Raw genomic sequence first — 22387 nt, 5'->3', positions numbered from 1 at the left:
AATATGCTGTTGAAGTCACTGGAAATTCAGGGGTTCAAGACATTTCCTGATAAGACAACTCTCAGCTTTGACCATGGTATCACGGCGGTCGTGGGCCCGAACGGAAGCGGAAAAAGCAATATCAGCGACGCAGTCCGCTGGGTTCTGGGCGAACAGTCCACCCGGGTGCTCCGCTGCACGAAAATGGAGGACGTTATTTTCAGCGGTACTCCCGTGCGCAAGGCACAGGGGTTTGCCGAGGTTACCCTGAACATTGACAATGCCCTTCGCCAGCTTCCGTTCGATGCCGACAATGTGGCGGTCACCCGCCGGTATTACCGCTCCGGGGACAGCGAATATTTGATCAATAAGGCCGCGGTGCGGCTGAAGGATATCAACGAGCTTTTCATGGACACCGGCCTTGGCCGCGACGGATACTCCATCATCGGACAGGGCAAGATCGACAGCATCGTGGCCGCCCGTTCGGAGGACCGCCGCGAAATTTTTGAGGAGGCCGCGGGGATTTCCCGCTTCCGTTACCGCAAGGAGGAATCCGAGCGCAGGCTGAATCAGGCCGAAGATAACCTCCTCCGCCTGAGGGATATTCTGACGGAGCTGCAGGACAGGGTCGGCCCGTTAAAGGAACAGTCCGAAAAGGCGCAGCAGTACCTTGCCTACGCCGCTGAAAAGCGTACGCTGGAAATCGGGCTCTGGCTCAATACGCTGGAAAAATCGGGCCGGGTCCTGCGCGAGCACGACGATAAAATCCTGATTGCCCGTGACCAGCATGAAACGGTGGAGCGGGAGCTTCAGGAAATAGACGAAAAAATCGAGCAGAATTTCAGGGAAGCCGGCGCCTGCACCGCAAAGGTGGATGAAATCCGCCAGGAAGCGGCCAGGCAGGAGGAGAATGCCGTCAAAAAAGACGGCGAAGCGTCGGTCCTGCAGAACGATATTCAGCACAACGAGGAAAATATCGGGCGTATCCGAAAGGAAATCGAGCAAAGCGCCGTTTCCAGTCAGGATATGGAAAAGGAAATCGATCAGAAAAAGACTCAGATTCGGCAGAAAACAGAGTACATAAACGAGAAGAATCGACTGACCCAAACCTACACCGAACAATTGGAAGAACTTCGCCGGAGCATGAACGAAACCACCGGGAAAATCGACGGATACACGCGGGAAATTGCGGAATGCGCCAATCAGGCGACGGAAGCAAAGGTCGCGGAGATGACGGCGGTTTCCTCCATCACCGAAATACAGCTTCGGCTTACCGATATTGCTCAGACCATCCGCGCCAAAAAGGAGCAGATGGCACAGCTTCAGAAAGAGTCCGGCGATTACGCGAAAATGCTTTCCGACACCGACGAACGGATCGGCGCGCTGACCAACACGGCGAAGGGCTACGAGCTGCGGCTGAATACGCGCCGCCAGCGGATGGAAGCGGTCAAGCAGCAGAGCGAAACGCTCCGTCTGGACGCACAGGAGCACGCGCGCAAAGCACACCTTCTGGAGGAGCTGGAGCGCAATCTGGAAGGCTTCTCCCACAGTGTCAAAATTGTGATGAAGGAAGCCGGGCGGGGGACCGTCGGCGGCATCCACGGGCCGGTTTCCCGACTGATCAAAGTACCTTCCCAATACGCCGTCGCCATTGAAACGGCGTTGGGCGCGGCCATGCAGAACATTGTCGTCGGCAATGAACAGGACGCGAAAAACGCGATCCGTTTGCTCAAACAGCGCGATTCCGGCCGGGCGACCTTTCTTCCCCTTACAACGATCCGGGGAAATGTCCTGCAGGAAAACGGCCTTGACGACTGCCCCGGCTTCGTCGGCATCGCGGGCCGCCTGTGCAGCTGTGATGAAAAATATAACGGGATCCTGAATTCTCTCTTGGGGCGCATTGCCGTGGCGGAGGATCTGGACAGCGCCGTCGCGATCGCCAAGCGCTACAACTACCGGTTCCGCATTGTTACGCTGGACGGGCAGGTCGTCAACGCGGGCGGTTCGCTCACCGGCGGTTCGCTCGCAAGAAACTCCGGACTGCTCAGCCGCGCGTCGGAAATTGAGCGCATCCGGGCGGAAGCCGCCGAGCTCCAGAAGAAAGCGGAAGCCGCCGCCGCGGCGCTGAAAACCGCTTCGGAAGAGGTTTCTTCCTGTGAAGCGGAGCTTGCCGCAGCCAAAGCGGAGCTTTCTTCCGCGCAGGAAGAGCGCGTGAAAATCGATTCCGAGCACAGGCGCGCGCTTGCTGACCTGGCCGCCGTCTCCCGCGACTGCGACGCTTTGAACGAGGAAAACAAAACGGCCGGCGCAAGGCTCAGCCTTCAAAGAGAAGCGCAGCAGGCCGCGCAGGCCCGCTCAAAGGAAATCACGGAAAAGCAGGCCGCTTTACAGGCGGAGCTCAGTCAGATCAGCGGCAGCCGAACCGAGCTGAACCAGGCCAGCGACGAGCTCTCCGCGCAGCTGCAGGAAATCCGCATGGCCTGTCTCTCGGCGCAGAAGGACATCGAGTCTCTGCGGGCGGGGATCGAGGACATTGAACGCAGGAAGCAGGACCACGAGGGCCGTACGGAAGCGCTGAACGAAGAGATCAACACCGTCCGGGCCGCCAGCGCCGCGCTGACCGTCCGTGTGGAAGAACTGAAAGAGCAGGCCGCCGCCCTTCGCGAAGCCGCGAAAAAATGCGGCGGGCAAATCGAAGAGCTGAACGCCAGACGGATGGAATATGAACGCCTCTCCGCGGAAATGCGCGCGAAGGAGCATGAAAAATCGGCGGAAAAAGAAAAAATAGGTCATGAGCTTGCCCGTCTGGAGGAACGCAAGGCCAACCTTCAGAAAGAGTATGATGAAATAATCAGCCGCTTATGGGAAGAATACGAACTGACACGCCGGGAAGCGGAAGAGACGGGCGCGAAAATAGAAAATCCGGCGCAGGCACAGAAACGCCTGAACGAGCTGAAAAATAAGATCAAGGCGCTCGGCTCCGTCAATGTGGCCGCGGTCGAGGAATACAAGGAAGTTTCCGAACGCTACGAGTTTATGAAAGCCCAGATCGAAGACGTCGAGAAAAGCCGCGACGAGCTCAAAAAGCTGATCGGCGAGCTGACGCATCAGATGCGCGGCCTGTTTGTGGAACGCTTCGGGCAGATCAACGAAAATTTCAAGCAGACGTTCCGGGAGCTGTTCGGGGGCGGTACCGCCGAGCTGGCGCTGAGCGCGCCCGATGATATTTTAAATTCGGGCATCGAAATCTCCGTACAGCCGCCGGGCAAGATCATCACGCACCTGGAGTCGCTCTCCGGCGGGGAAAAGGCGCTGGTGGCGATCGCCCTGTATTTTGCGATTATGAAGGTCAACCCGCCGCCGTTCTGCGTGCTCGACGAAATCGAAGCCGCGCTGGACGACGTGAACGTCGACCGGTTTGCCGCATATCTGCGCCGCATGAATAAAAACACGCAGTTTATTGTAATCACGCACCGCCGCGGCAGCATGGAGGAAGCGGATGTGCTTTACGGCGTCACCATGCAGGACGAGGGCATTTCCAAGCTGCTGGAGCTGCATGTGTCCGAAATTGAGGCCAAGCTTGGCATGAAGGAACAACATTGATGAAGGAGACAATCAAATGGGCTTATTCTCAAAGATAAAAGAGGGATTAAAAAAGACAAGGGACAAAATGAGCTCCTCCGTGGAGTCCATGCTCCGCTCCTTTACCTCCATCGACGAGGAGCTTTTTGAGGAGCTGGAAGAACTGCTCGTCATGGGCGACGTCGGCGTGCTCACCGCGCAGCATATCTGCGACACGCTCCGCAAAAAGGTAAAGGAACAGGGCGTTACCGACCCGGAAGCGATTTACGGGATGCTGCGCGAAACCGTTGCGGAAATGCTCCGCGGCGGCGAAGAGCTGCAGATTTCCACCAAACCGTCCGTGATTCTGGTTATCGGCGTCAACGGCGTCGGCAAAACGACCACCATCGGGAAAATTGCGTCCCGGTTAAAGGCCGAGGGGAAAAGGGTCGTTCTCGGCGCGGCGGATACCTTCCGCGCCGCCGCCGTGGAACAGCTGGAGGTCTGGGCGCAGCGTTCCGGCGCCGAGCTGGTGAAGCAGCCGGAGGGCAGCGACCCCGCTTCCGTGGTATACGACGCGGTTGCCGCCGCCAAGGCCAGAGGAGCGGACGTAGTGATCTGCGACACGGCCGGACGGCTTCACAATAAAAAGAACCTGATGGACGAGCTTTCCAAAATCGGCCGCGTCATTGACCGGGAGCTGCCGGACGCGGACAAAGAGGTGCTGCTGGTGCTCGACGCCACCACCGGCCAGAACGCCGTGAACCAGGCGCGCGAATTCCAGAACGCGGCCGGGATCACCGGGATCGTGCTGACCAAGCTGGACGGCACCGCGCGCGGCGGCGTGGTGCTCGCCATCCGCGAAAATCTGGGAATCCCGGTCAAATTCATTGGAGTCGGGGAACAGGTCGACGACCTTCAGCCGTTCGACGCCGACGAATTTGCCGAGGCTTTATTTGCAAGGGAGAATCAGGAATGAAATTTGTCATGGCTACCCATAATCAGAAGAAGCTTCAGGAGCTTGAGCGCATTTTGATGCCTCTCCATATCTCCGTTTCGGCGCCCGATCTGCCGGAGGTGGAGGAAACAGGTACCACCTTTGCGGAAAACGCATTTCTCAAAGCGGATTCGGCCTGCCGGGAAACGGGGCTGCCCGCCGTTGCGGACGATTCCGGCCTGATGGTGGACGCTCTGGGCGGAGCGCCGGGCGTGTATTCGGCCCGGTACGCCGGGGAAGACGCAACCGATCTTGACCGGATCCATAAGCTGCTGGACGCGGTTAAGGATGTTCCGCGGGAGAAGCGTGCGGCGAAATTCGTCAGCGCCATCTGCTGTGTTTTTCCGGACGGAAGCCGGATCACCGCACAGGGCGAATGTGCGGGGACCATCGCGTTCGCTCCCGAAGGGGAGGGCGGTTTCGGCTACGACCCGATTTTTCTTGTCAATGGAAAATCCTTCGCTCAGCTGACCGCAGAGGAAAAGGATGAAATCAGCCACCGCGGCCGGGCGCTCAGGGCGTTCGCCGAAAAATTACGGAACAGGAAGGAAGAGAACGGATGATGACCAGTAAACAGCGCGCATTTCTCCGCTCCCTCGCAAACGATATCGACACGATTTTAATGGTGGGAAAATCCGGCGTCGGCCCGGACGTCGTCAAACAGGCGGACGACGCTCTGACCGCGCGGGAAATCCTGAAAGGGAAAGTGCTGGAGACCTCTCCCGTCCCCGTCAGGGACACCGCCGAACGGATTGCCGCCGAGACGGGCTCGGAAGTCGTACAGGTCATCGGTTCCAAGTTTGTACTGTACCGCAGAAACGAAAAAGAACCGAAAATCACTCTTCCCAAAGCAGCAAAAAAGTAATATGATATGACATAAGGTGGAAATATGCAGAAAATTGCCGTATTCGGCGGCACCTTCAACCCCATTCACAACGGGCATATGCATCTGGCAAAGCGGTTTGCAGAGCTGATCGGGGCGCAAAGGGTACTGCTGATTCCGACTTATCAGCCTCCGCACAAGCACGCGCCCAACCTTGCCCCCGGCAGGGACAGGCTTGCAATGTGCCGCCTTGCGTGCGAAGGGAATATTTTTGAGGTCAGCGACATAGAGCTGAAACGGAGGGGCCGCAGCTACACTGCGGACACTCTGCGGGAACTGAAAAAAAGAAACCCGGATTCCGAGCTTTACCTGATTACCGGCGAGGATATGTTCCTTACCCTGAAGCACTGGTATGAGGCGGAAACGATTTTCAGGCTGGCTGTTCTGTGCGCGGCCCCGCGCGGCGGCGACGGACTGCGTTCCCTTTTGGACTACGCTGAAATTCTGGAGAGGGAAGGGGCGAAAACCTTCATCCGGAATATTGAATATCTTCCTATTTCGTCAACAATGGTCCGCAATGCGGTTCGGGATGGGAAAAGCATTTCGGAGCTTGTCCCGCCGAAGGTTGCGGATTATATAGCGGAAAATAAGTTGTATTTGGAGCAGGAAAATGAATAAAATCGATTATGAGGCGATTATAAAGCCGTTTCTCAGCCAAAAACGATATGATCATTCCCTTTGTGTCCGCGACGCTGCGGTGCGTCTTGCAAAAAAGTATGAGGCCGATGTGGAAAAAGCGGAAGTTGCCGGAATTCTTCACGATATTATGAAGGATGTTCCGCCCGATGAACAGCTGAAAATGATGATGCGCTACGATATCATCCTGACCGATGTGGAGCGCAGCGCGCAGAAGCTATGGCACGCAATGCTCGGCGCAGCTTATCTGGAGAAGGAACTGAAAATCACCGACGCGGAGATTTTAAATGCCGTAAGGTATCACACGACCGGGCGGGCCCACATGACCCGGCTGGACAAAATTATCTTTATCGCCGATTTTATTTCCGCGGACCGCGATTACGACGGCGTGGAGGCTCTGCGCAGGGCCGCCGACGTCAGTCTGGAACAGGCGATGATCGAAGGAATGGTTTACACCATTCAGGACCTGACAAAAGACTGCCGCGCCATCCATCCCGATACGATCGCCGCTTATAACGAGGCGGTTCTGAAAAATAAATACAGTTAAATAAATACAGTCAAAAGGAAAGGTTGTTGTGTATGACGTCACTGGAACTGGCAAAGGAAACGGTTAAGATTTTGGATGAAAAGAAAGCCATGGACCTGAAGGTCATCGGCATTAAGGATATTTCCGTGATTGCGGATTATTTTGTTTTTTCGACCGGTACCAGCAGCACTCACGTCAAGTCGCTTGCGGAAGAGGTCGAGTTCAAATTAAAGCAGCTCGGCGTCAGCCCGGAGCACGTTGACGGCTACCGTTCCAACTCCTGGGTGCTTCTGGACTACGGCAATGTCATGGTCCATATTTTTACGGCGGACGCGCGCGAATTTTACAATCTTGACCGTCTGTGGCAGGACGCGGAAAAAATCGACATTTCCGATATTGTAAAAGAATAATCAAAATATAGGAGCGAAGGAAAGATGAAATACGATCACAGGTCAATTGAGAAAAAATGGCAGGATAAATGGGAAGCAGCAGGCGTTTTCCATGCTTCCAACGCCAGCGGCAAACCGAAATATTACGCGCTGATAGAATTCCCTTATCCGTCCGGACAAGGGCTTCACGTCGGTCACCCGCGCTCCTACACGGCAATCGATATCGTTGCGCGCAAGCGCCGCCTGCAGGGCTACAATGTCCTGTATCCTATCGGCTGGGATGCCTTTGGTCTGCCGACGGAGAATTTTGCCATCAAAAACCATGTGCATCCGGCGGAAGTGACAAAGAAAAATATCGCCCGCTTTAAGCAGCAGCTTCAGTCCCTCGGCATCTCCTTCGACTGGTCGCGGGAAATCAATACGACCGATCCCGATTATTATAAATGGACGCAGTGGATTTTCCTACAGCTGTTCAAGCACGGCCTTGCCTACAAGAAGGAAATGGCCGTCAACTGGTGTACTTCCTGCAAATGCGTGCTGGCCAACGAGGAAGTGGTCAACGGCGTCTGCGAGCGGTGCGGCAGCGAGGTTGTCCGCAAGGTCAAATCCCAGTGGATGCTCAAAATCACCGAGTATGCCCAGCGCCTGATCGACGACCTTGACCTTGTCGACTACCCCGACCGCGTCAAAGCGCAGCAGAAGAACTGGATCGGCCGCTCCACCGGCGCAGAGGTGGATTTCACCGCGACGACGGGGGACAAGCTCACCGTTTATACCACCCGGCCGGACACGCTTTACGGCGCGACCTACATGGTCGTTTCCCCGGAGCATCCCATGATCGAAAAATGGGCCGACAGGCTGAAAAATATCGGCGAGGTGCGCGCTTACCAGAGCGAAGCCGCCAGAAAGTCCGACTTTGAGCGCACGGAGGTGGCCAAGGATAAAACCGGCGTCCGCCTTGACGGCGTAGCGGCCGTCAATCCCGTTACCGGAAAAGAGATTCCGATCTTCATTTCCGATTACGTGCTCGTTTCCTACGGCACGGGCGCCATCATGGCCGTTCCGGCGCACGATACCCGCGACTGGGAGTTTGCGAAGAAATTCAATCTGCCGATTATTGAGGTGGTCAAGGGCGGCGACGTGGAAAAGGAAGCCTTTACCGACTGCGCGACCGGCATTATGGTAAATTCCGGGATTCTCGACGGTTTGACCGTGGACGAAGCCAAGAAAAAAATCACCGACTACTTAACGGAAAAGGGACTGGGACACCCCAAAGTAAACTTTAAGCTGCGTGACTGGGTCTTTTCCCGTCAGCGCTACTGGGGCGAACCCATCCCGGTCGTTTACTGTGAGAAGTGCGGCTATGTTCCGCTGCCGGAAAGCGAGCTTCCGCTGCGGCTGCCGGATGTCAAATCCTATGAGCCGACCGACACCGGCGAATCTCCGCTGGCGCACATGACGGACTGGGTAACGACTACCTGCCCGCACTGCGGCGGCAAGGCGAAGCGCGAAACGGACACCATGCCGCAGTGGGCCGGTTCCTCCTGGTACTTCCTGCGTTACATCGATCCCCATAACGACAACGCGCTTGCCAGCGAGGAAGCCCTGAAATACTGGATGCCGGTCGACTGGTACAACGGCGGTATGGAGCATACGACGCTCCATCTGCTCTACAGCCGCTTCTGGCACAAATTCCTTTACGACATCCATGTGGTGCCTACGCCGGAGCCGTACGCAAAGCGCACCAGCCACGGCATGATCCTGGGCGAAAACGGCGAAAAGATGAGCAAATCCCGCGGCAACGTCGTCAACCCCGATGAAATCGTAAGCGAGTACGGCGCGGATACCATGCGCCTTTACGAGATGTTTATCGGCGATTTTGAGAAAGCCGCCCCGTGGAGCTCCGCGGGCATCAAGGGCTGCCGCCGCTTTGTGGAGCGCTACTGGAACCTTCAGAATATTCTCTGTGAGGAGAAGGGCGTCAGAAAGAGCCTGGAAATTTCCTTTAATAAAGCGATCAAAAAAGTCGGAGAGGATATTGAATTGCTCAAATTCAACACCGCCATTGCCACGCTGATGGCGCTGATGAACGATATTGCCGACGCGAGTTCCATTACCCGGGATGAGCTCAAAGTTTTCACCGTTCTGCTCAATCCGTTTGCGCCCCATGTAACGGAAGAGATGTGGGCGCTGATGAAGTTCGACGGCGCGATGGCCTGCCAGCAGGCGTGGCCGGAATACGACGAGGCAAAATGCACCGAAGACACTATCGAAATCGTTGTCCAGGTCAACGGAAAAGTGCGCGCACACCTGAGCGTCGCGGCGGATATTGCCAAGGATGCGGCGATCGCGGCGGCTAAGGCCGATGAAAAAATTGCCGCTGAACTCGGCGGGAAAACCGTTGTCAAGGAGATTTATGTCCCCGGCAAACTGGTCAACATCGTGGTAAAATAATTGTAGTCAATACCACCCGTAAAACGGGTGGCTTGCACGAACCCTAAAAGGGCATAAGATTGCCAGCGCCTAAAAGACGCTGGCTTTCACTTTGTTCAAGCCGTAGTGGATTGACTACCGGCTAACCTTTAAAAGGGTCTTGGTATTCTTTTATGGTTAATTTATCCTCAATCTGATCTTGTTTTTCTTGATCTCGAATATATTTTGCTATAGTTGCCTCATTAAGCCCAACCGTACTCACATAATACCCTGTTGACCAAAAATGTTTATTTCCAAATTTGTATTTCAAGTTTGCGTGTTTATTAAATATCATCGTTGCTGTTTTTCCCTTGAGATATCCCATGAAACTCGAAATATTGTATTTGGGTGGAATAGAAAGCAAAAGATGTACATGGTCGGGCATCATATGGCCTTCTATGATTTCTACCCCTTTCCATTTGCATAAATCTTTTATATCTTTCTGGATATCAGCCCTCAACTGATTGTAAATTATCTTCCTTCTATATTTTGGAGCAAATACTATATGATACTTGCACACCCATTTTGTATGTGCTAAACTGTTTGCCATGGAGCATCACCTTTCTTCTGTTTCTTGACGGCTTGAACACTCGTCATTATACCAGATAGGTGATGCTCTTTGCTTAAGCTCTTAATCTCACGCGCGTAGCTCGTGGATTTTTGTTCCTCAAACGACAAGACGTTTGACGAACCTGCTAAAGCAGATTAAAACAAATAAACGGCACCGGTTTTACCGGTGCCGTTTATTTGTTTATATTTGTTTGTTCCGGAACCGAAATGGCATACTGTATAAAAAATTGGGAAACGATTTAGACGACATCACAAATTTAAAAAAGCTCGGGAAAAACTGTAACAAAACACGGTTTGAATCGTTATATCTATAGGAACGCAAACGGACTTTCCTGATTCATTGCGTTCCTTGTGTCGGATTTTCAGAGGGATAGCCGATTGGCATGAAATGTATGGGCAAATCATACACATTGTGTTGGCAATACCGGATTAAGCAAAAGAAAGGTCGATAGAGTTGCCGAAGCTTTTAAAAAACAGAAATGCATCCGGTGAAAATAGTCCACCTGCTCCGGTGCCGTTTATATTGTTTGGGTTCGCGATGTTCATTGTAAATATCATCCAGTTCAGCTACCGGGTCTATTCCCGTCAGGTCTTTTTGGCACTGCTGCCGCTCCAAAAGCAAAGCATCAAGTCGCCGGAGCTGGACAGTCTTTGGAAAACAATCGGTTATACGGCGACGGCTGTCGAGATCGGTTATTACCTCATTGGAATTGCCTTTTTCATCTGGATAGGATATCGGATGATCCATTCCAAAATTCAGATTCATCAGGTGTTTCTGTATACCTTTCTGATGTATGCTTTTTCCATTTTGATTTTTCTGCCGCTGCAGATCAATTATCTGGAAGGGAATCTCCTGCCGCCTGTTTTTATTTCCTTTCTTCTTTCTTTTGTACAGATATTCTTTGCATGGACAAAATGCAGAAGAGAGAATCCCGTGTTGGAGGAAACGAAAGATCAGCCCGCTTCCCGTCCTGCGGACGACCGAAAAACAGTGGGGTGGTAATTGCATGGCAAAATAGCCCATAAAGGCGGATATTCTGCCGCCTTTTCATTAGATGAAAGGGGGTAAATGAATTGCGGAAAATAAAGCATATTTGCGAACCTGCTGTTTTTATACTGCTTACCATCGTCAACCTTTTCGTACTGAAAGCGATGGATCAAGACCGTGTGTTTTATTTCCATCCTTATAAAGTGATCATTGCACATATAATCATTCTGTTTCTGTTTGGAATGTTTTTCAATGCAATTAACAAAAAACTGGTGTTTCGCTTTGCTCTTTTCTATTTAGCAGTTTCTTTGCTGTGTATTGTGGCTATTATCCTTCTGTATGTATTCTATGCGTCTCTGCCACAGTTTTTCGTTCAGAATTTGAATACCATTCAATTGTTTCTGTCCGTCTATTCCGGGGCAAATTTCCTTTCTGCTTTTTATGGAGAAAAATCCGATTTGAAAATGTAATCTGGTTTTCCGCTGCAAATCGGTTGTCAGGAAGCCGGGCATTGTCCGGAACAAAAAAACAAGCAGGGGCTGTTGCAAAAGAATTTGCAACAGCCCCTTGAAATTTTTATAAGGATGGATGCCTGCTTTTCTTTTTTACCCAAGCACGAATCTGGGGAAAGCGGAGAATTTTTGTACCGACCCATCTTAGCACGCGCGAATATAAAATTCCCAAAAACAGCAGAGCCTCAACGAACTTTAACGCAGCCCATATGTCCATGACGGAAGCCTTCTTTCTTACAGCATCATCTGAAAAACAGGTAATAGACAAAACAGACCTGCATCGTAATAATCATCGGAATGCCAAACATAAATTTCTTGTGCCGGGTTTTATGCCGGATCGCGTACATGGTGAGCAGCATGGCGGGGGACCCGCCGAGCGCCGCAATCAGGAGCAGGGTGTTTTCCGGAACGCGCCAAAGGTGTTTTTTCGCGTTGTGCTTGTCTGCCGCCGTCAGGATGACCGCGATAAAATTAATAATAATTAAGTAGCAAATCCAATATATATAATTAGGCATGTCTTACGCCTCCGTCAAAGCAGTCTGGCGCCGCAGTTGGGGCAGTACCGGCTGTTGGGGTCCACCGCGCATCCGCAGCCCGGACAGGTTTTCCGGCTGGCGCCCTGCACGACATACATTCTCTCCGGATTGATTTCAGCCGCGGAGTCTTTTTCAATGCGCCTGCCCTCGTCTTTTGCCAGCTCGTATACGGTACCGCAGTTGGGACAGGTGACGAAGTATCTTTTCCCGAAACGGAACAGCGGGATAAAGAAAAGCGTGAATTGCTGAAACGTACAGGTAACCGCCGCCATCGCGCCGCCGGAACAGCAGGGGAGACAGCCGCATCTCCGCAGGCCAAGGTCGTGCGCGCCGCTGGTTACTCCGATAATGAAGAACATCACACCGCCCCCAATCATTTATTAAATTGTATCGTACACTATCCGGACGGTTCTGTCAAATACATGATTGTTGAAATTGAAAAAACGTCACAAAATCGGGGAAAAGCCGCAATCGGAAAGGATGGGTTTCTATGGTAATCAAGCTTTTTAACCGGCACAGTATTTTTATCTGCGCCTGTATTCTGGCAGGAGTCATCGCGCTTACTATGCTGGTCAATATCGGGCGTAACCGGTTCAGGGAACAGCCCTCCCCGGTGTCCGGGGGGGATCCGTCTTCCACGTCCGCCTCCGCGCCGGCCGCGGCCGGCGCCGCCGTTCCGGCCTCCTCCGACGAAATGCGGGCGGTATGGGTGCCGTACATGAACCTGAATATGAGTCAGGAAAAGGACAAGAGCGAAAAAGCCTTTCAGAAAAAGTTCGACGCCATTGTTGCCGGGGCAAAAAACTGTGGGATGAATACGCTGATCGTCCACGTACGGCCGTTTGGGGACGCGCTGTACAAGTCGGCCTACTTTCCGTGGAGCCATGTCGTCGGCGGAACACAGGGGGTGGACCCCGGTTACGATCCGCTCGCTTACATGGTTACGGCTTCCCACAAGGCGGGGCTGAAAATTCAGGCATGGATCAATCCGCTGCGCATTCAGGTGTCCGGAACGCCGTCCATTCTGGCGCAGGGCAATCTTTACAATACATGGAAAAGCGACGCTTCCAAGGCGGGCTGGACCGTGGACAGCAACGGCGGGAAATATTACAATCCCGCCTACCCGCAGGTGCGTAAGCTGATTGCGGACGGCGCGAAGGAAATCGCGCAGAATTACGATGTCGACGGGATTCAGTTTGACGATTATTTCTATCCGACGCAGGACGGCTCGTTCGATCAGAGCGCCTACGACGCGTACTGCGCTTCCGCTTCCAAAAGCGGCACGCCGCTCGGCCTTCTGGAGTGGCGGCGCGGCAACATCAACGCGATGGTTTCACTGGTCTACAGCGAAATCAAGTCGGTAAAGCCGAACCTGCCGTTTGGAATCGCCCCGCAGGGGAATGTGGAAAACGACATGAACATGGGCGCGGACGTCGCCTCCTGGTGCAGCGCGCAGGGGTATGTCGATTATATCTGCCCGCAGTTGTACGTCAATTTTGAAAATCCCGTTCTTCCGTTTGACACCGCCGCCCAAAGCTGGCGCAAAATGGTGGTGAACACCAACGTGAAACTGTACCTGGGTCTTGCCGTTTACAAAAGCGGCTCCGACGCCGACAGCGGCACCTGGAAAAAATCGAACAATATCCTGGCGCAGCAGGTGGAGGTCGGCCGGAAAACCTCCTGCGACGGGTTTATGTTTTACTCCTGGGATTATCTGAACAGCGACCAGACGAAGGAAGAGGTGCAGAACGTCATGAAGGTGCTGAATTCGTGACGGCCTTGGACTATTTACATCAGGGAAAAGCACTTTGAAACGGCTGTAAAAGCCAGTCAAAGTGCTTTTGCTATCATGTGAAAGCAAACCTGCCCGCTATTCTTTTATTTCGGCAAGGCAGCAGTCGCTCAGGGCCTCCGTAATGCGGGCGGGAACAATTTCCCCGCTCAGGCTTTTGCCGCTGTGCGCTTTGACCGGCGTGTAGTTTTCGGTGTAGCCCTCGTAAACGTTCCTGTCGCATTCCCGCTCGAACAGCACCGGCTCGGTCAGCCCGATCTGTCTTTGGAAAAACGCTTCCTTGATCTGCTGCGTCGCTTCGATCATCAGGCGGCTGCGCTGTTCCTTCACCGCCGGTGCAATCTGGCCGGGCGCGTCGTTGGCTTTGGTGCCGGGGCGGCGGGAATAGGCGAAAACATGCACCTTCGCAAAGGCGATTTCCCGGGCAAAGGCCAGCGATTCCTGAAACTCTTCTTCGGTTTCGCCGGGGAACCCCACCATGATGTCGGTGGTGATCGCCGCGTTTTCAAAGGCCGCGCGCAGGTTTTTTACGATCGTCCGGTACTCCTCCGTGCCGTAATGCCTGTTCATGCGCCTCAGCGTGGCGTCTGAGCCGCTTTGCAGGGACAGGTGGAACTGGGCGCAGAGCTTTTCCTGACGGCTCAGACGGGCGATGACATCCTCGCTCAGCTGCTCTGGCTCCAGGGAACCCAGCCGTACGCGCGTGACGGAATCCGGTTCGCAGGCGGCTTCGACCGCGTCGCAGAGATGCAGGCCGAGATCCTGCCCGTAAGCGGACAGGTTGATCCCGGTCAGAACGATTTCCCGGTATCCGTTCGCGGCGATTTCCGCGATTTCTTTTTTCAGTTCCTCCATCGGCTTGGAGCGTACCCGCCCGCGCGCATAGGGGATGATGCAGTAGGAGCAGAAGCGGTTGCAGCCGTCCTCAATTTTCATAAAAGCGCGGGTGCGCTCAAAAAAGCTGCTCACTTTCATCGATTCAAAGCCGGGGGCCTTTTCATGAGGAACAATATCCACAACGCGCTGACGCGAGGAAAGGTATTTCAGGATGTCTGGCAAAAGCGCCGCGCGGTTGGAATTGCCCAGCACAATGTCCGCGTCGTGCAGCCCGGCCGCCGCTTCGGGGAAGGCCTGGGGCATGCAGCCGGTCAGGACAAGGACCGCTCCGGGGTTCTTCCGCCTTGCCCGGTGGAGCGTCTGGCGCACCTTGTGGTCGCTCATGGCGGTGACGGTGCAGGAATTGATCAACACCACGTCGCTTTCGTCCGCGGCGTCGCATACGGTAAATCCCGCAGAGACAAGCTGAGTCAGCATTGCCTGTGATTCGTACTGGTTTACCTTGCATCCGAGGGTAATAACAGAGACTTTCATTTTTTCACCTTTTACAAATTTAGATATTTAAAATTACTTATTGACATAATGTATGGCTATATTAAATATTGAAAAAAATCCTTCCGTGCTATATCATGAGTAATGAATTTTGTAATACGGAGGTATCTTATGTATACAACTTCTATTTTACTTTCCAGCATTGAGGCTGTCAAAAAGTTTGTAACTCTGACGAACAGCTATACTTTTCCGATTAACCTGACTACAGATAGATACAAAATTGACGCGAAATCAATTATGGGAGTATTTAGCCTGGATCTGTCCAAGCCGATCACGATCGAAGTTCCGGGTGAGGAAGGAAAAGAGTTTATCTCCCAGCTTGATCAGTTTAAACCGCAGACACAAAACTAAATCGGTGGTGAGCAGTCCGGTGATTCGGACTGCTTTTTTTATTCCTGGTATTTCTGCGCCAGAATGCTCCAGCGCTGAAACAGCTTTTCGCTTTCTTTGGTCAGGCAGTCTATTTTTTCGGTGATTTCCATCGCCGCCTCGTAGTCGCTGGCCACTGCCGGTTGGGAAAGCTCCTTCTTTAAAGCGAGGATTTCCGCTTCGAGCTCGTCGATCTTCGCCTCGCTGCGTTTCAGTTCCGCCTTTTCCTTCCGGATCAACGCGTCGCGTTCCTTTTGCAGCCGGTACTCGTTCGGCTTTACGGCGGCGGGCTCCGCCGTTTCCGCGGCCTTTGCGCGGCTTTTTTCAAGATAGCTGTCGTAGCCGCCGATAAATTCCTGTGCGCCGTCCTTGTCAAGGGAATAGACCCGGTCGGCGATTTTGTTGATCAGGTAGCGGTCGTGGGACACGATCAGCAGGGTGCCCTCGTAGCTCTGCAGCGCCGCCTCCAGCGCTTCGCAGGAATCGATATCCAGATGGTTGGTAGGCTCGTCCAGCAAAAGGAAGTTATCCATGGAAAGCATCAGGCGGAGCAAAAGGACGCGCGCCCGTTCTCCGCCGCTTAAAGATTCCACGGATTTGAAAACGTCGTCGCCCTTGAATAGAAAGACGGCCAGCGCGTTTCGAATATCGGTCCGGGTCATTTTCGGGTAGGAATCCCAGATTTCGTCGATCACGGTTTTTTCCGGATGCAGGCCCGCCTGAATCTGGTCGTAATAGCCGACGTCGATTCCCGCGCCGAAACGGAATTCGCCGCCGGAGGGGGTGTTGATCCCCAGAAGCGTCTTTAAAAGGGATGTCTTTCCGCAGCCGTTCGGCCCGATCAGAAAAACTCTTTCGCCCCGGTGGATTTCAAGGTTCACGTTCTGAAACAGCAGCTTGCCGTCGAACTGCAGGGCAAGGTTTTCGGCGCTCAGAACATCGTTGCCGCCCCGCTGGCGGATGCCGAAGTCGAAATGGATGCCGTCCGGTTTTTCATCCGGCTTTTCCAGCGTTTTTTCCAGCCGCTCGATCACCTTCATTTTGCTTTCCGCGGTCCGGATGCTCCGTTCCTTGTTCCATTGCCGCTGCTGCGCCACGATTCCCTCAATGCGCTTGATTTCCTTCCGGGTATTGTCGTACTTGCGCTGCGCCGCCAGATTGTTTTCGTCTTTTTGGGCAAGATAGGTGCTGTAGTTGCCCTTGTACGGCGTCAGACGGCCGTTTTCCAGCTCAAAGGTGCGGTTGGTCACTTTGTCCAGAAAATACCGGTCGTGCGAGATGACCACGAAGGAGCCGCCGTAGGAACGCAGAAAATCTTCCAGCCATTCCACGGAGGAGATATCCAGATGGTTGGTCGGCTCGTCCAGCAGCAGCAGGTTGGCGCCGCACAGCAGCATTTTCGCCAGCTGCAGCTTCGCCTTCTGCCCGCCGCTCAGCACGGCGATCGGCAGCCCCATCTGTTCGTCGTCAAAACCGAGTCCCAGCAGCGCCGAGCGCGCCCTGCTTTTACAGGTCAGCCCGCCCTGTGCGACAAAACGGTCGTTCATCGCGGTTTGTTTTTCTATCAGCCGGTCAATGTCCTTCGGTTTTGCCTGCAGTTGCAGATTGATGCTCTCCAGTTCCTTTTCCATTTCCAGAAGTCCGGAAAATACGGTCAGCACCTCGCTGTAGGCGCTTCTTTCCAGATCGCGGCAGACATGCTGTTCCATATAGCCCAGAATGGTCGAATTCGCCTTGAAAATATCGCCGCCGTCCGGCTGCGTTTCGCCGGTCAGCAGCTTGAGCAGAGTGGTTTTGCCCGAGCCGTTGATTCCCACAAGCCCTATGCGGTCGTTTTCCTGTATCTCAAAAGAGACGCCGCTGAAAATCACATCGGCGCCGAAGGATTTATTCAAATTGCTTGCGCTCAGCAAACCCATAGCCGTAAAAACCCCTTATATGTAAAGTGCGGAGCGTTCGGGCCCCGCTCCCATATTATAATGAAATAGCGCGGTTAAATCAAGTTCTTCAAAGATGCTTCTTCAATTCGTCAATGTTTTTCTGCTCATTAATGATATAATCTTCCGCCAGCTTCTTGACTTCGGTGTCGGCGCCGTCGAGCCGGTTCAGGTTTTTGGTAATGCCCTTGATCCCCATGGCGGTGCCGTTCATCATCAGCCTGGCTATGTGAGACGGAGTCTGGTCCACCATCGTGTTGATCCGGATGGACCCGCGCAGCATCGCTTTCTGCATCGTCTTTTCCGCCCCCGGCATCCTGCCGTCGGCGTGAAGCATCCGCTTTGCCTTCGCGCCCATATCCTGATAGCGCAGAGCCTGATCCTCTATTTCGGTGCGCAGCCGCGGGTTTTGGATCTTGGGAATGATCAGCTGAGTCGCTTCCAGCCCCATTTTTGTCGCCTGATAGATTTCTTCCAGCAAAGTTGCGTTTTCGTTTATCATAATTTCTTCTCCCGTTTTATTTGTAAAATCAAGGAATTTGTTTTTACCGGCAATCATAGAATATCCAGCCGTGCTTTGATTAATCTGGACATTTTTCTTCCATCGGGATATAATCTTAAAAAGGGGTGATACTATGCGTTCCGGCATCTCAACGGCCTGCCTTTATCCCATGGAACTGGAGCAGGCTCTTCCGGCGTTAATCGCGCTTGACTTCCACCTTTTTGAGGTGTTTATCAATACAATCAGCGAACTAAGACCGAAATATATCAAAGAATTAAAAAGAATGGCGGATGACAGCGGCAGTATTGTAAAGTCCGTTCATCCGTTCACCTCCGGCTTTGAAAGTTTCCTTCTTTTTTCGGATTACCAGCGCCGTTCCGACGACGGTTTGGAGTTCTATAAATGGTACTTTCACGCCGCGAACCTTCTGGGCGCAGAAATTCTGGTGCTTCACGGTCAGCGCAACGACAAACGCAGCAGGATCACCGAGCAGGAGTATTTTGAGCATTACGCGCGGCTCTATGCGCTGGGGAAAACATTCGGCGTCACGGTGGCGCAGGAAAATGTCAATCTGTTCCGCAGCAACGAGCCCGGGTTTATCTTGAGAATGCGGGAATATCTGCACGAAGACTGTGCGTTTGTGCTGGATGTCAAGCAGGCGGTGCGCGGAGGGGAAGACCCCTTCCAGGTGTGTGCGGCGATGGGGGAAAGGCTGGTCCACGTCCACATCAACGACAACAAACCGGGGGAGGACTGCCTTTTGCCCGGCAGCGGAACCATGGATTTCGGCGCGCTGAAACAGCTGATGCAGAAATCCGGCTATAACGGGGACCTGATTATCGAGGTCTACCGGCGCAATTTTGGCGAACTGAACGAATTGACAGGCGCAAAAAAAGTCGTAGATGGTTTGATTTACTAATATTTTGTTTCATAAACGCTTGCTAACGGCTGAAAAAATATGTTATAATTATACAAATAGTTTTATAGAGGTGATTTTACAATGCGGTGCCCGTATTGCGGCCATGAAGAGTCAAAAGTCATTGATTCCCGCCCGACCGACGAAGGCGAAAGAATCCGGCGGCGCAGGGAATGCCTGAAATGTGCCAAGCGTTTCACAACCTATGAGGTAATCGAAACGGTACCCATTGTTGTGATCAAAAAAGATAAATCGCGTGAAACCTTCGACCGCAACAAGCTGTTGAACGGCCTTTTGCGCGCGTGCGAAAAGCGGCCCGTGTCCATCGACACGCTGGAGCGCATTGTGGACGAAATCGAAAACATGCTCCAGAATTCGCTTGACCGCGAAGTACCCTCCAGCCTGATCGGCAAGTACGCTATGGAAAAGCTGAAGGATGTGGACGAGGTGGCTTATGTCCGTTTTGCCTCGGTTTACCGTCAGTTCAAGGATATCAATACCTTTATGGAAGAATTGAACAGGATGATTAAGAACAGGTCCTGAAAAATCTGATAAAAACGTGGAAAGCGGCAGGTGTAACCTGCCGCTCTTTTCTTAAAAGATATTTTCAAGGGTGGGAAACTGAGATTCGTTCAAATACATGATCTGTGTGATGCCGCGGTCACAGTCCGCCCCGAATTGGTCTGTTCCCCCAAAATAGCAGAGCATGGGCAGCCCGGAAAGCGTCTGGTCAACGGCTTCCAGCGGCGCGTGCGGCATGAAGGTACACAGCACTTCATGATAGCCGTGCCAGTCGTCCGCGGCCTTTTGACTCAGCTTCTGTGCTTCTTTAAGATCGCCCTTTAGCGCCGCCTGTCGGGCGCTTTCGAGGGTTTGGGTCATCTGTTCGCTGACTTTTTTGGTTTTGACCGTTCCATAGGTACAAACCGTTATGAGCAGAACGAGGATCACTGCGCAGGCCCATAAACGTTTCATTGCTTTTCATCCTTCTTGATAATATTGAAATCTCCCTTTCTGTTGGCCGTCATAATAAAAATCTGGTCCGTGCTGATGTTTTTGCCGCGCAGAACGCCTTCCAGCCATTCCCGGCTTTTGTTGCACAGCTGAAGGGAAAAGTCGGAAATGACCCCGTCGCTGATGACGACGGTTTCGAGTCCGGTATCCGGCAGCGCCACGCCCAGCATCCCGGCGGTCGGCTGTTCCTTGTCCGGCTTTTTGATGACGCTCATCTTTCCGTTTGTCTCCACAATCGCATAGGCAACGTCCTCAAAGCTGAACACGTTTTTTTGCCGCAACTGCTCCGAAAGGTCCTCTGTGCTCATGCGCAGGCGGCGCATTTCCTTCTGGTCCACCTTGCCGTCGTTGATTACGATGATCGGCCTGCCGCAGATCAGCTTTCGGAATTTCGTGCTTTTCAGCATCAGGCCGGATACAAGGATTTCACACATCACAAGCACCGCGATGGGGATGAACCCGCTTACCAGGGGCTGCCCTGTGTCCTGCATCGGGATTGCCGCAATATCGGAAATCAGAAGGGTCACAACGAGCTCGCTTGTCTGCAGCTCGCTGATCTGCCGTTTGCCCATCAGCCTTACCGCTACAATAATGACTATGTAGAGCAGTAAGGTCCTTATAAATGAAATGGTCATGTTTTTATCACCGCTGATAGTATGTTCGTCCTGCGGCGGCTTATTCATTTTGTCCGAAATCAAAGGGTCTCGTGGAAACGGAGAAATGCAGGAAATCTGAGTGTGTCGAAAAACTGCCAGGCGTCGAGAAATCGTGCGAGCGCAGCCAACGCAGTAAGTAAAATTGTAAAACAATTTTGCGGTTGCGCTACTTTATCGACTGTCTGAATGAAAAAACATGCCCTCTGCAAAGGCTTTTCAGCCTGTCAAAGCGCATGTTCGGCACATGGTATTTTCGATGATGTTTTTGCCGCGGTTCTTTTTAGAGCGGTTTCATCTGCTGGGCGAAAGCGGCAAAATTGTCTTGCGCACAAAAGGTGCTCAGATAAACCGACCGGCAGTTTTCGCGCAGCTTTTTTCTTTCTTCCTCCGGTAACTCCGCTGCGGAACGGATGGCCGAAGCCAGCTTGTCCGGGGTAAAATCCGCCTCGATTAAAAAGCCGGTTTCCCCGTCGCGGACGATTTCTCCGGTTCCTCCCACATCCGTTGCAATCGCGGGAATTCCGAACGAGCAGGCTTCCATAACGCTGACCGGAAGCCCTTCCGTGCTGCTGGTGTTGACGAACAGGTCGACCGGGGTGTTTTGGTAATAGGCCATCAGGTCGGAATTTTTCACTTCTCCCCGGAAATCATACTCCATAAACCGCAGATTTTCCGCCGCGTATTTTTTCAGCTCTTCCAATGCGCCGCCGCCGCCGAAATGCGTCCATTTCAGCGCAAGACCGCTGCCGTTCAGCAGGCTCAGGGATTTGGCAAGCAAATCCACGCGTTTGAGCGGGACGATGTGGCAGCAGCTGACAATCTGGAAAGGTCCCGTTCCGTCTGCTTCCGTCGTTCCATAATCCCGCGTACCCAGATAGGCGGTCTGGATTTTTCCCGCGTATTGGGGATACAGGCCGGTTAAGTAGTCGTTTCCGTCTTGGGAGCAGGTGTAGACCTTGTCTATGTTTTTCAGAAGGTAATACCGCAGCGGCAGATAATTCATGGAGTTGCGGTAAGCGTAAAGGTCGTAGCCGTGCGCCCGGCAGACGGCCAGCTTGGCTTTTGCCTGGCAGTACCGTTTCAGCCTGACCGCCGCCATGGCGATATCGTAGAACCAATAGCTGTAAAACGTTACGCCGTCGTATTGCTGCAGGGAATACGGAGCGAGAATTTTAACCGTTTCATCGTACACGATTTCCGATTTCGCGATAAAATAACTCAGATAAAGCCTTTTTTTCAGCGACCCCTTCACGGCGTTCCGCTCGTCTTTTCCGGAATAGCCCTTGTAGTCCTTAAAGGGAAACTGTCTTGCCACCGCTCCGGCAAGGCTGCGTTTGACTTTGGATGCGCGGATGTTGCGGACGCAGACGTTTTTCGGCACGCCTCTTGTCTGTACCGGGTTGTCGGCAGTGCTTGTGGCCACGATGATGACCTGATCGAATGCTTTCGCCAGAAGAGGGAGCTCGTCCTCTATAAATTCTTCCCCCTTGTCGAAAGGGAACGTTTTCGTTAACAATACCAGGCAGTCCTTCATCGGAAAACAGCCTCCTGATCGATTTAAAATAGAAATATATAAAAGAATAGCATACAAAATGCTGCATTTCAACACGCTGCTGCAAAATAATCTTGTATTGGTTCACAGAAAATGGTATCATAAGATGTATTTTTATATGCGAATACGTTGACCGGCGCCTGTTTCCCGGTTCTTAACCGGTTTGACGCGGGGGCTGGAAAGGATACCCGGCGCTGTATCCGGAAAAGGA

23 protein-coding genes are annotated in these 22387 nt (G+C 52.9%); 14 read left to right on the top strand and 9 right to left on the bottom strand.

The window, feature by feature from the left end; genetic code table 11:
* Positions 1–3 precede the first annotated feature (3 nt).
* From smc to leuS, 8 genes are read left to right on the top strand one after another with little or no spacing between them, the layout of a single operon-like run.
* Entirely contained in the window at positions 4–3582 is a 3579-nt protein-coding gene (smc, locus tag VXK30_RS10155) for a chromosome segregation protein SMC (RefSeq protein WP_275717537.1), read from the top strand.
* A 16-nt stretch (positions 3583–3598) separates the two neighbouring features.
* Positions 3599–4519, top strand: coding sequence for a signal recognition particle-docking protein FtsY (ftsY, locus tag VXK30_RS10150; protein ID WP_275717535.1), 921 nt, complete (start codon positions 3599–3601; stop codon positions 4517–4519).
* A complete protein-coding gene (gene rdgB / locus VXK30_RS10145) occupies positions 4516–5100 on the top strand; it encodes an RdgB/HAM1 family non-canonical purine NTP pyrophosphatase (RefSeq protein ID WP_275717533.1) in 585 nt (194 codons plus the stop codon). The genes ftsY and rdgB overlap by 4 nt, the downstream gene beginning before the upstream one ends.
* The gene (locus VXK30_RS10140; RefSeq protein ID WP_275717531.1) at positions 5097–5402 is read left to right on the top strand and encodes a YhbY family RNA-binding protein; all 306 of its coding nucleotides are present in this window, start codon (positions 5097–5099) and stop codon (positions 5400–5402) included. Before rdgB ends, VXK30_RS10140 begins: the two co-directional genes overlap by 4 nt.
* Before the next feature lie 24 nt (positions 5403–5426).
* Entirely contained in the window at positions 5427–6038 is a 612-nt protein-coding gene (gene nadD / locus VXK30_RS10135; RefSeq protein ID WP_275717529.1) for a nicotinate (nicotinamide) nucleotide adenylyltransferase, read from the top strand.
* Entirely contained in the window at positions 6031–6603 is a 573-nt protein-coding gene (yqeK, locus tag VXK30_RS10130) for a bis(5'-nucleosyl)-tetraphosphatase (symmetrical) YqeK (RefSeq protein WP_275717527.1), read from the top strand. The genes nadD and yqeK overlap by 8 nt, the downstream gene beginning before the upstream one ends.
* A gap of 32 nt (positions 6604–6635) precedes the next feature.
* A complete protein-coding gene (gene rsfS, locus VXK30_RS10125; protein WP_275717525.1) occupies positions 6636–6992 on the top strand; it encodes a ribosome silencing factor in 357 nt (118 codons plus the stop codon).
* Positions 6993–7016: 24 nt separating this feature from the next.
* The gene (gene leuS, locus VXK30_RS10120) at positions 7017–9425 is read left to right on the top strand and encodes a leucine--tRNA ligase (RefSeq protein WP_275717522.1); all 2409 of its coding nucleotides are present in this window, start codon (positions 7017–7019) and stop codon (positions 9423–9425) included.
* A gap of 121 nt (positions 9426–9546) precedes the next feature.
* Here leuS and tnpA read toward each other — a convergent pair whose 3' ends face one another.
* Positions 9547–9993, bottom strand: coding sequence for an IS200/IS605 family transposase (gene tnpA / locus VXK30_RS10115; RefSeq protein ID WP_275717520.1), 447 nt, complete (start codon positions 9991–9993; stop codon positions 9547–9549).
* Between the two features lie 558 nt (positions 9994–10551).
* Between tnpA and VXK30_RS10110 the strand changes: the two genes are divergently transcribed.
* Entirely contained in the window at positions 10552–11016 is a 465-nt protein-coding gene (locus VXK30_RS10110; protein WP_275717518.1) for a hypothetical protein, read from the top strand.
* Between the two features lie 71 nt (positions 11017–11087).
* Positions 11088–11471 carry a hypothetical protein gene (locus VXK30_RS10105; protein ID WP_275717516.1) on the top strand — a complete coding sequence of 128 codons (384 nt, stop codon included), beginning with the start codon at positions 11088–11090 and terminating at the stop codon, positions 11469–11471.
* 284 nt (positions 11472–11755) lie between these two features.
* Here the strand turns inward: VXK30_RS10105 and VXK30_RS10100 are convergent, their stop codons facing one another.
* Positions 11756–12028 (bottom strand): DUF1294 domain-containing protein, encoded by a 273-nt coding sequence (locus tag VXK30_RS10100; RefSeq protein ID WP_275717513.1) that lies wholly within the window; start codon positions 12026–12028, stop codon positions 11756–11758.
* A gap of 14 nt (positions 12029–12042) precedes the next feature.
* Entirely contained in the window at positions 12043–12408 is a 366-nt protein-coding gene (locus tag VXK30_RS10095) for a zinc ribbon domain-containing protein (RefSeq protein ID WP_275717511.1), read from the bottom strand.
* A gap of 131 nt (positions 12409–12539) precedes the next feature.
* On the opposite strand from VXK30_RS10095, the gene VXK30_RS10090 reads away from it, so the two are divergent.
* Positions 12540–13823: a glycoside hydrolase family 10 protein gene (locus VXK30_RS10090; RefSeq protein ID WP_275717509.1), complete on the top strand. Its 1284-nt coding sequence runs from the start codon at positions 12540–12542 to the stop codon at positions 13821–13823.
* A gap of 96 nt (positions 13824–13919) precedes the next feature.
* On the opposite strand, the gene mtaB is transcribed toward VXK30_RS10090, so the two are convergent.
* The gene (mtaB, locus tag VXK30_RS10085; protein ID WP_275717507.1) at positions 13920–15212 is read right to left on the bottom strand and encodes a tRNA (N(6)-L-threonylcarbamoyladenosine(37)-C(2))-methylthiotransferase MtaB; all 1293 of its coding nucleotides are present in this window, start codon (positions 15210–15212) and stop codon (positions 13920–13922) included.
* A gap of 129 nt (positions 15213–15341) precedes the next feature.
* Between mtaB and VXK30_RS10080 the strand changes: the two genes are divergently transcribed.
* Positions 15342–15581, top strand: coding sequence for an HPr family phosphocarrier protein (locus VXK30_RS10080; protein WP_275717505.1), 240 nt, complete (start codon positions 15342–15344; stop codon positions 15579–15581).
* Positions 15582–15619: 38 nt separating this feature from the next.
* Here VXK30_RS10080 and abc-f read toward each other — a convergent pair whose 3' ends face one another.
* A complete protein-coding gene (gene abc-f / locus VXK30_RS10075) occupies positions 15620–17518 on the bottom strand; it encodes a ribosomal protection-like ABC-F family protein (RefSeq protein ID WP_275717503.1) in 1899 nt (632 codons plus the stop codon).
* Positions 17519–17606: 88 nt separating this feature from the next.
* A complete protein-coding gene (locus tag VXK30_RS10070; protein ID WP_275717501.1) occupies positions 17607–18038 on the bottom strand; it encodes a hypothetical protein in 432 nt (143 codons plus the stop codon).
* A gap of 133 nt (positions 18039–18171) precedes the next feature.
* On the opposite strand from VXK30_RS10070, the gene VXK30_RS10065 reads away from it, so the two are divergent.
* Complete coding sequence (locus VXK30_RS10065) at positions 18172–18957, top strand: sugar phosphate isomerase/epimerase family protein (RefSeq protein ID WP_275717499.1); 786 nt, start codon at positions 18172–18174, stop codon at positions 18955–18957.
* A gap of 81 nt (positions 18958–19038) precedes the next feature.
* Positions 19039–19497 carry a transcriptional regulator NrdR gene (nrdR, locus tag VXK30_RS10060; RefSeq protein ID WP_275717497.1) on the top strand — a complete coding sequence of 153 codons (459 nt, stop codon included), beginning with the start codon at positions 19039–19041 and terminating at the stop codon, positions 19495–19497.
* A gap of 51 nt (positions 19498–19548) precedes the next feature.
* Here the strand turns inward: nrdR and VXK30_RS10055 are convergent, their stop codons facing one another.
* The 3 genes from VXK30_RS10055 to VXK30_RS10045 all read right to left on the bottom strand — a co-directional run bounded on the left by VXK30_RS10055 (position 19549) and on the right by VXK30_RS10045 (position 22158).
* Positions 19549–19929 carry a DUF4363 family protein gene (locus tag VXK30_RS10055; RefSeq protein ID WP_275717495.1) on the bottom strand — a complete coding sequence of 127 codons (381 nt, stop codon included), beginning with the start codon at positions 19927–19929 and terminating at the stop codon, positions 19549–19551.
* Positions 19926–20603 (bottom strand): DUF421 domain-containing protein, encoded by a 678-nt coding sequence (locus VXK30_RS10050; RefSeq protein WP_275717493.1) that lies wholly within the window; start codon positions 20601–20603, stop codon positions 19926–19928. Before VXK30_RS10050 ends, VXK30_RS10055 begins: the two co-directional genes overlap by 4 nt.
* Positions 20604–20904: 301 nt before the next feature.
* On the bottom strand, positions 20905–22158 hold the full coding sequence (locus VXK30_RS10045; RefSeq protein WP_275717491.1) for a glycosyltransferase: 1254 nt from the start codon (positions 22156–22158) through the stop codon (positions 20905–20907).
* Positions 22159–22387 lie beyond the last annotated feature (229 nt).

Origin of the sequence: Caproiciproducens sp. CPB-2 (assembly GCF_036287215.1) — a bacterium.
Taxonomy (GTDB): domain Bacteria; phylum Bacillota; class Clostridia; order Oscillospirales; family Acutalibacteraceae; genus Caproiciproducens.
Note: the sequence above shows the minus strand (reverse complement) of the source record. Positions and strands in the feature narration are given on the sequence as shown.

Coding starts and splice junctions, on each gene's coding strand:
- smc (WP_275717537.1), top strand. CDS start 4: ATGCTGTTGAAGTCACTGGAAATTCAGGGGTTCAAGACATTTCCTGAT.
- ftsY (WP_275717535.1), top strand. CDS start 3,599: ATGGGCTTATTCTCAAAGATAAAAGAGGGATTAAAAAAGACAAGGGAC.
- rdgB (WP_275717533.1), top strand. CDS start 4,516: ATGAAATTTGTCATGGCTACCCATAATCAGAAGAAGCTTCAGGAGCTT.
- VXK30_RS10140 (WP_275717531.1), top strand. CDS start 5,097: ATGATGACCAGTAAACAGCGCGCATTTCTCCGCTCCCTCGCAAACGAT.
- nadD (WP_275717529.1), top strand. CDS start 5,427: ATGCAGAAAATTGCCGTATTCGGCGGCACCTTCAACCCCATTCACAAC.
- yqeK (WP_275717527.1), top strand. CDS start 6,031: ATGAATAAAATCGATTATGAGGCGATTATAAAGCCGTTTCTCAGCCAA.
- rsfS (WP_275717525.1), top strand. CDS start 6,636: ATGACGTCACTGGAACTGGCAAAGGAAACGGTTAAGATTTTGGATGAA.
- leuS (WP_275717522.1), top strand. CDS start 7,017: ATGAAATACGATCACAGGTCAATTGAGAAAAAATGGCAGGATAAATGG.
- tnpA (WP_275717520.1), bottom strand. CDS start 9,993: ATGGCAAACAGTTTAGCACATACAAAATGGGTGTGCAAGTATCATATA.
- VXK30_RS10110 (WP_275717518.1), top strand. CDS start 10,552: ATGTTCATTGTAAATATCATCCAGTTCAGCTACCGGGTCTATTCCCGT.
- VXK30_RS10100 (WP_275717513.1), bottom strand. CDS start 12,028: ATGCCTAATTATATATATTGGATTTGCTACTTAATTATTATTAATTTT.
- VXK30_RS10095 (WP_275717511.1), bottom strand. CDS start 12,408: ATGTTCTTCATTATCGGAGTAACCAGCGGCGCGCACGACCTTGGCCTG.
- VXK30_RS10090 (WP_275717509.1), top strand. CDS start 12,540: ATGGTAATCAAGCTTTTTAACCGGCACAGTATTTTTATCTGCGCCTGT.
- mtaB (WP_275717507.1), bottom strand. CDS start 15,212: ATGAAAGTCTCTGTTATTACCCTCGGATGCAAGGTAAACCAGTACGAA.
- VXK30_RS10080 (WP_275717505.1), top strand. CDS start 15,342: ATGTATACAACTTCTATTTTACTTTCCAGCATTGAGGCTGTCAAAAAG.
- abc-f (WP_275717503.1), bottom strand. CDS start 17,518: ATGGGTTTGCTGAGCGCAAGCAATTTGAATAAATCCTTCGGCGCCGAT.
- VXK30_RS10070 (WP_275717501.1), bottom strand. CDS start 18,038: ATGATAAACGAAAACGCAACTTTGCTGGAAGAAATCTATCAGGCGACA.
- VXK30_RS10065 (WP_275717499.1), top strand. CDS start 18,172: ATGCGTTCCGGCATCTCAACGGCCTGCCTTTATCCCATGGAACTGGAG.
- nrdR (WP_275717497.1), top strand. CDS start 19,039: ATGCGGTGCCCGTATTGCGGCCATGAAGAGTCAAAAGTCATTGATTCC.
- VXK30_RS10055 (WP_275717495.1), bottom strand. CDS start 19,929: ATGAAACGTTTATGGGCCTGCGCAGTGATCCTCGTTCTGCTCATAACG.
- VXK30_RS10050 (WP_275717493.1), bottom strand. CDS start 20,603: ATGACCATTTCATTTATAAGGACCTTACTGCTCTACATAGTCATTATT.
- VXK30_RS10045 (WP_275717491.1), bottom strand. CDS start 22,158: ATGAAGGACTGCCTGGTATTGTTAACGAAAACGTTCCCTTTCGACAAG.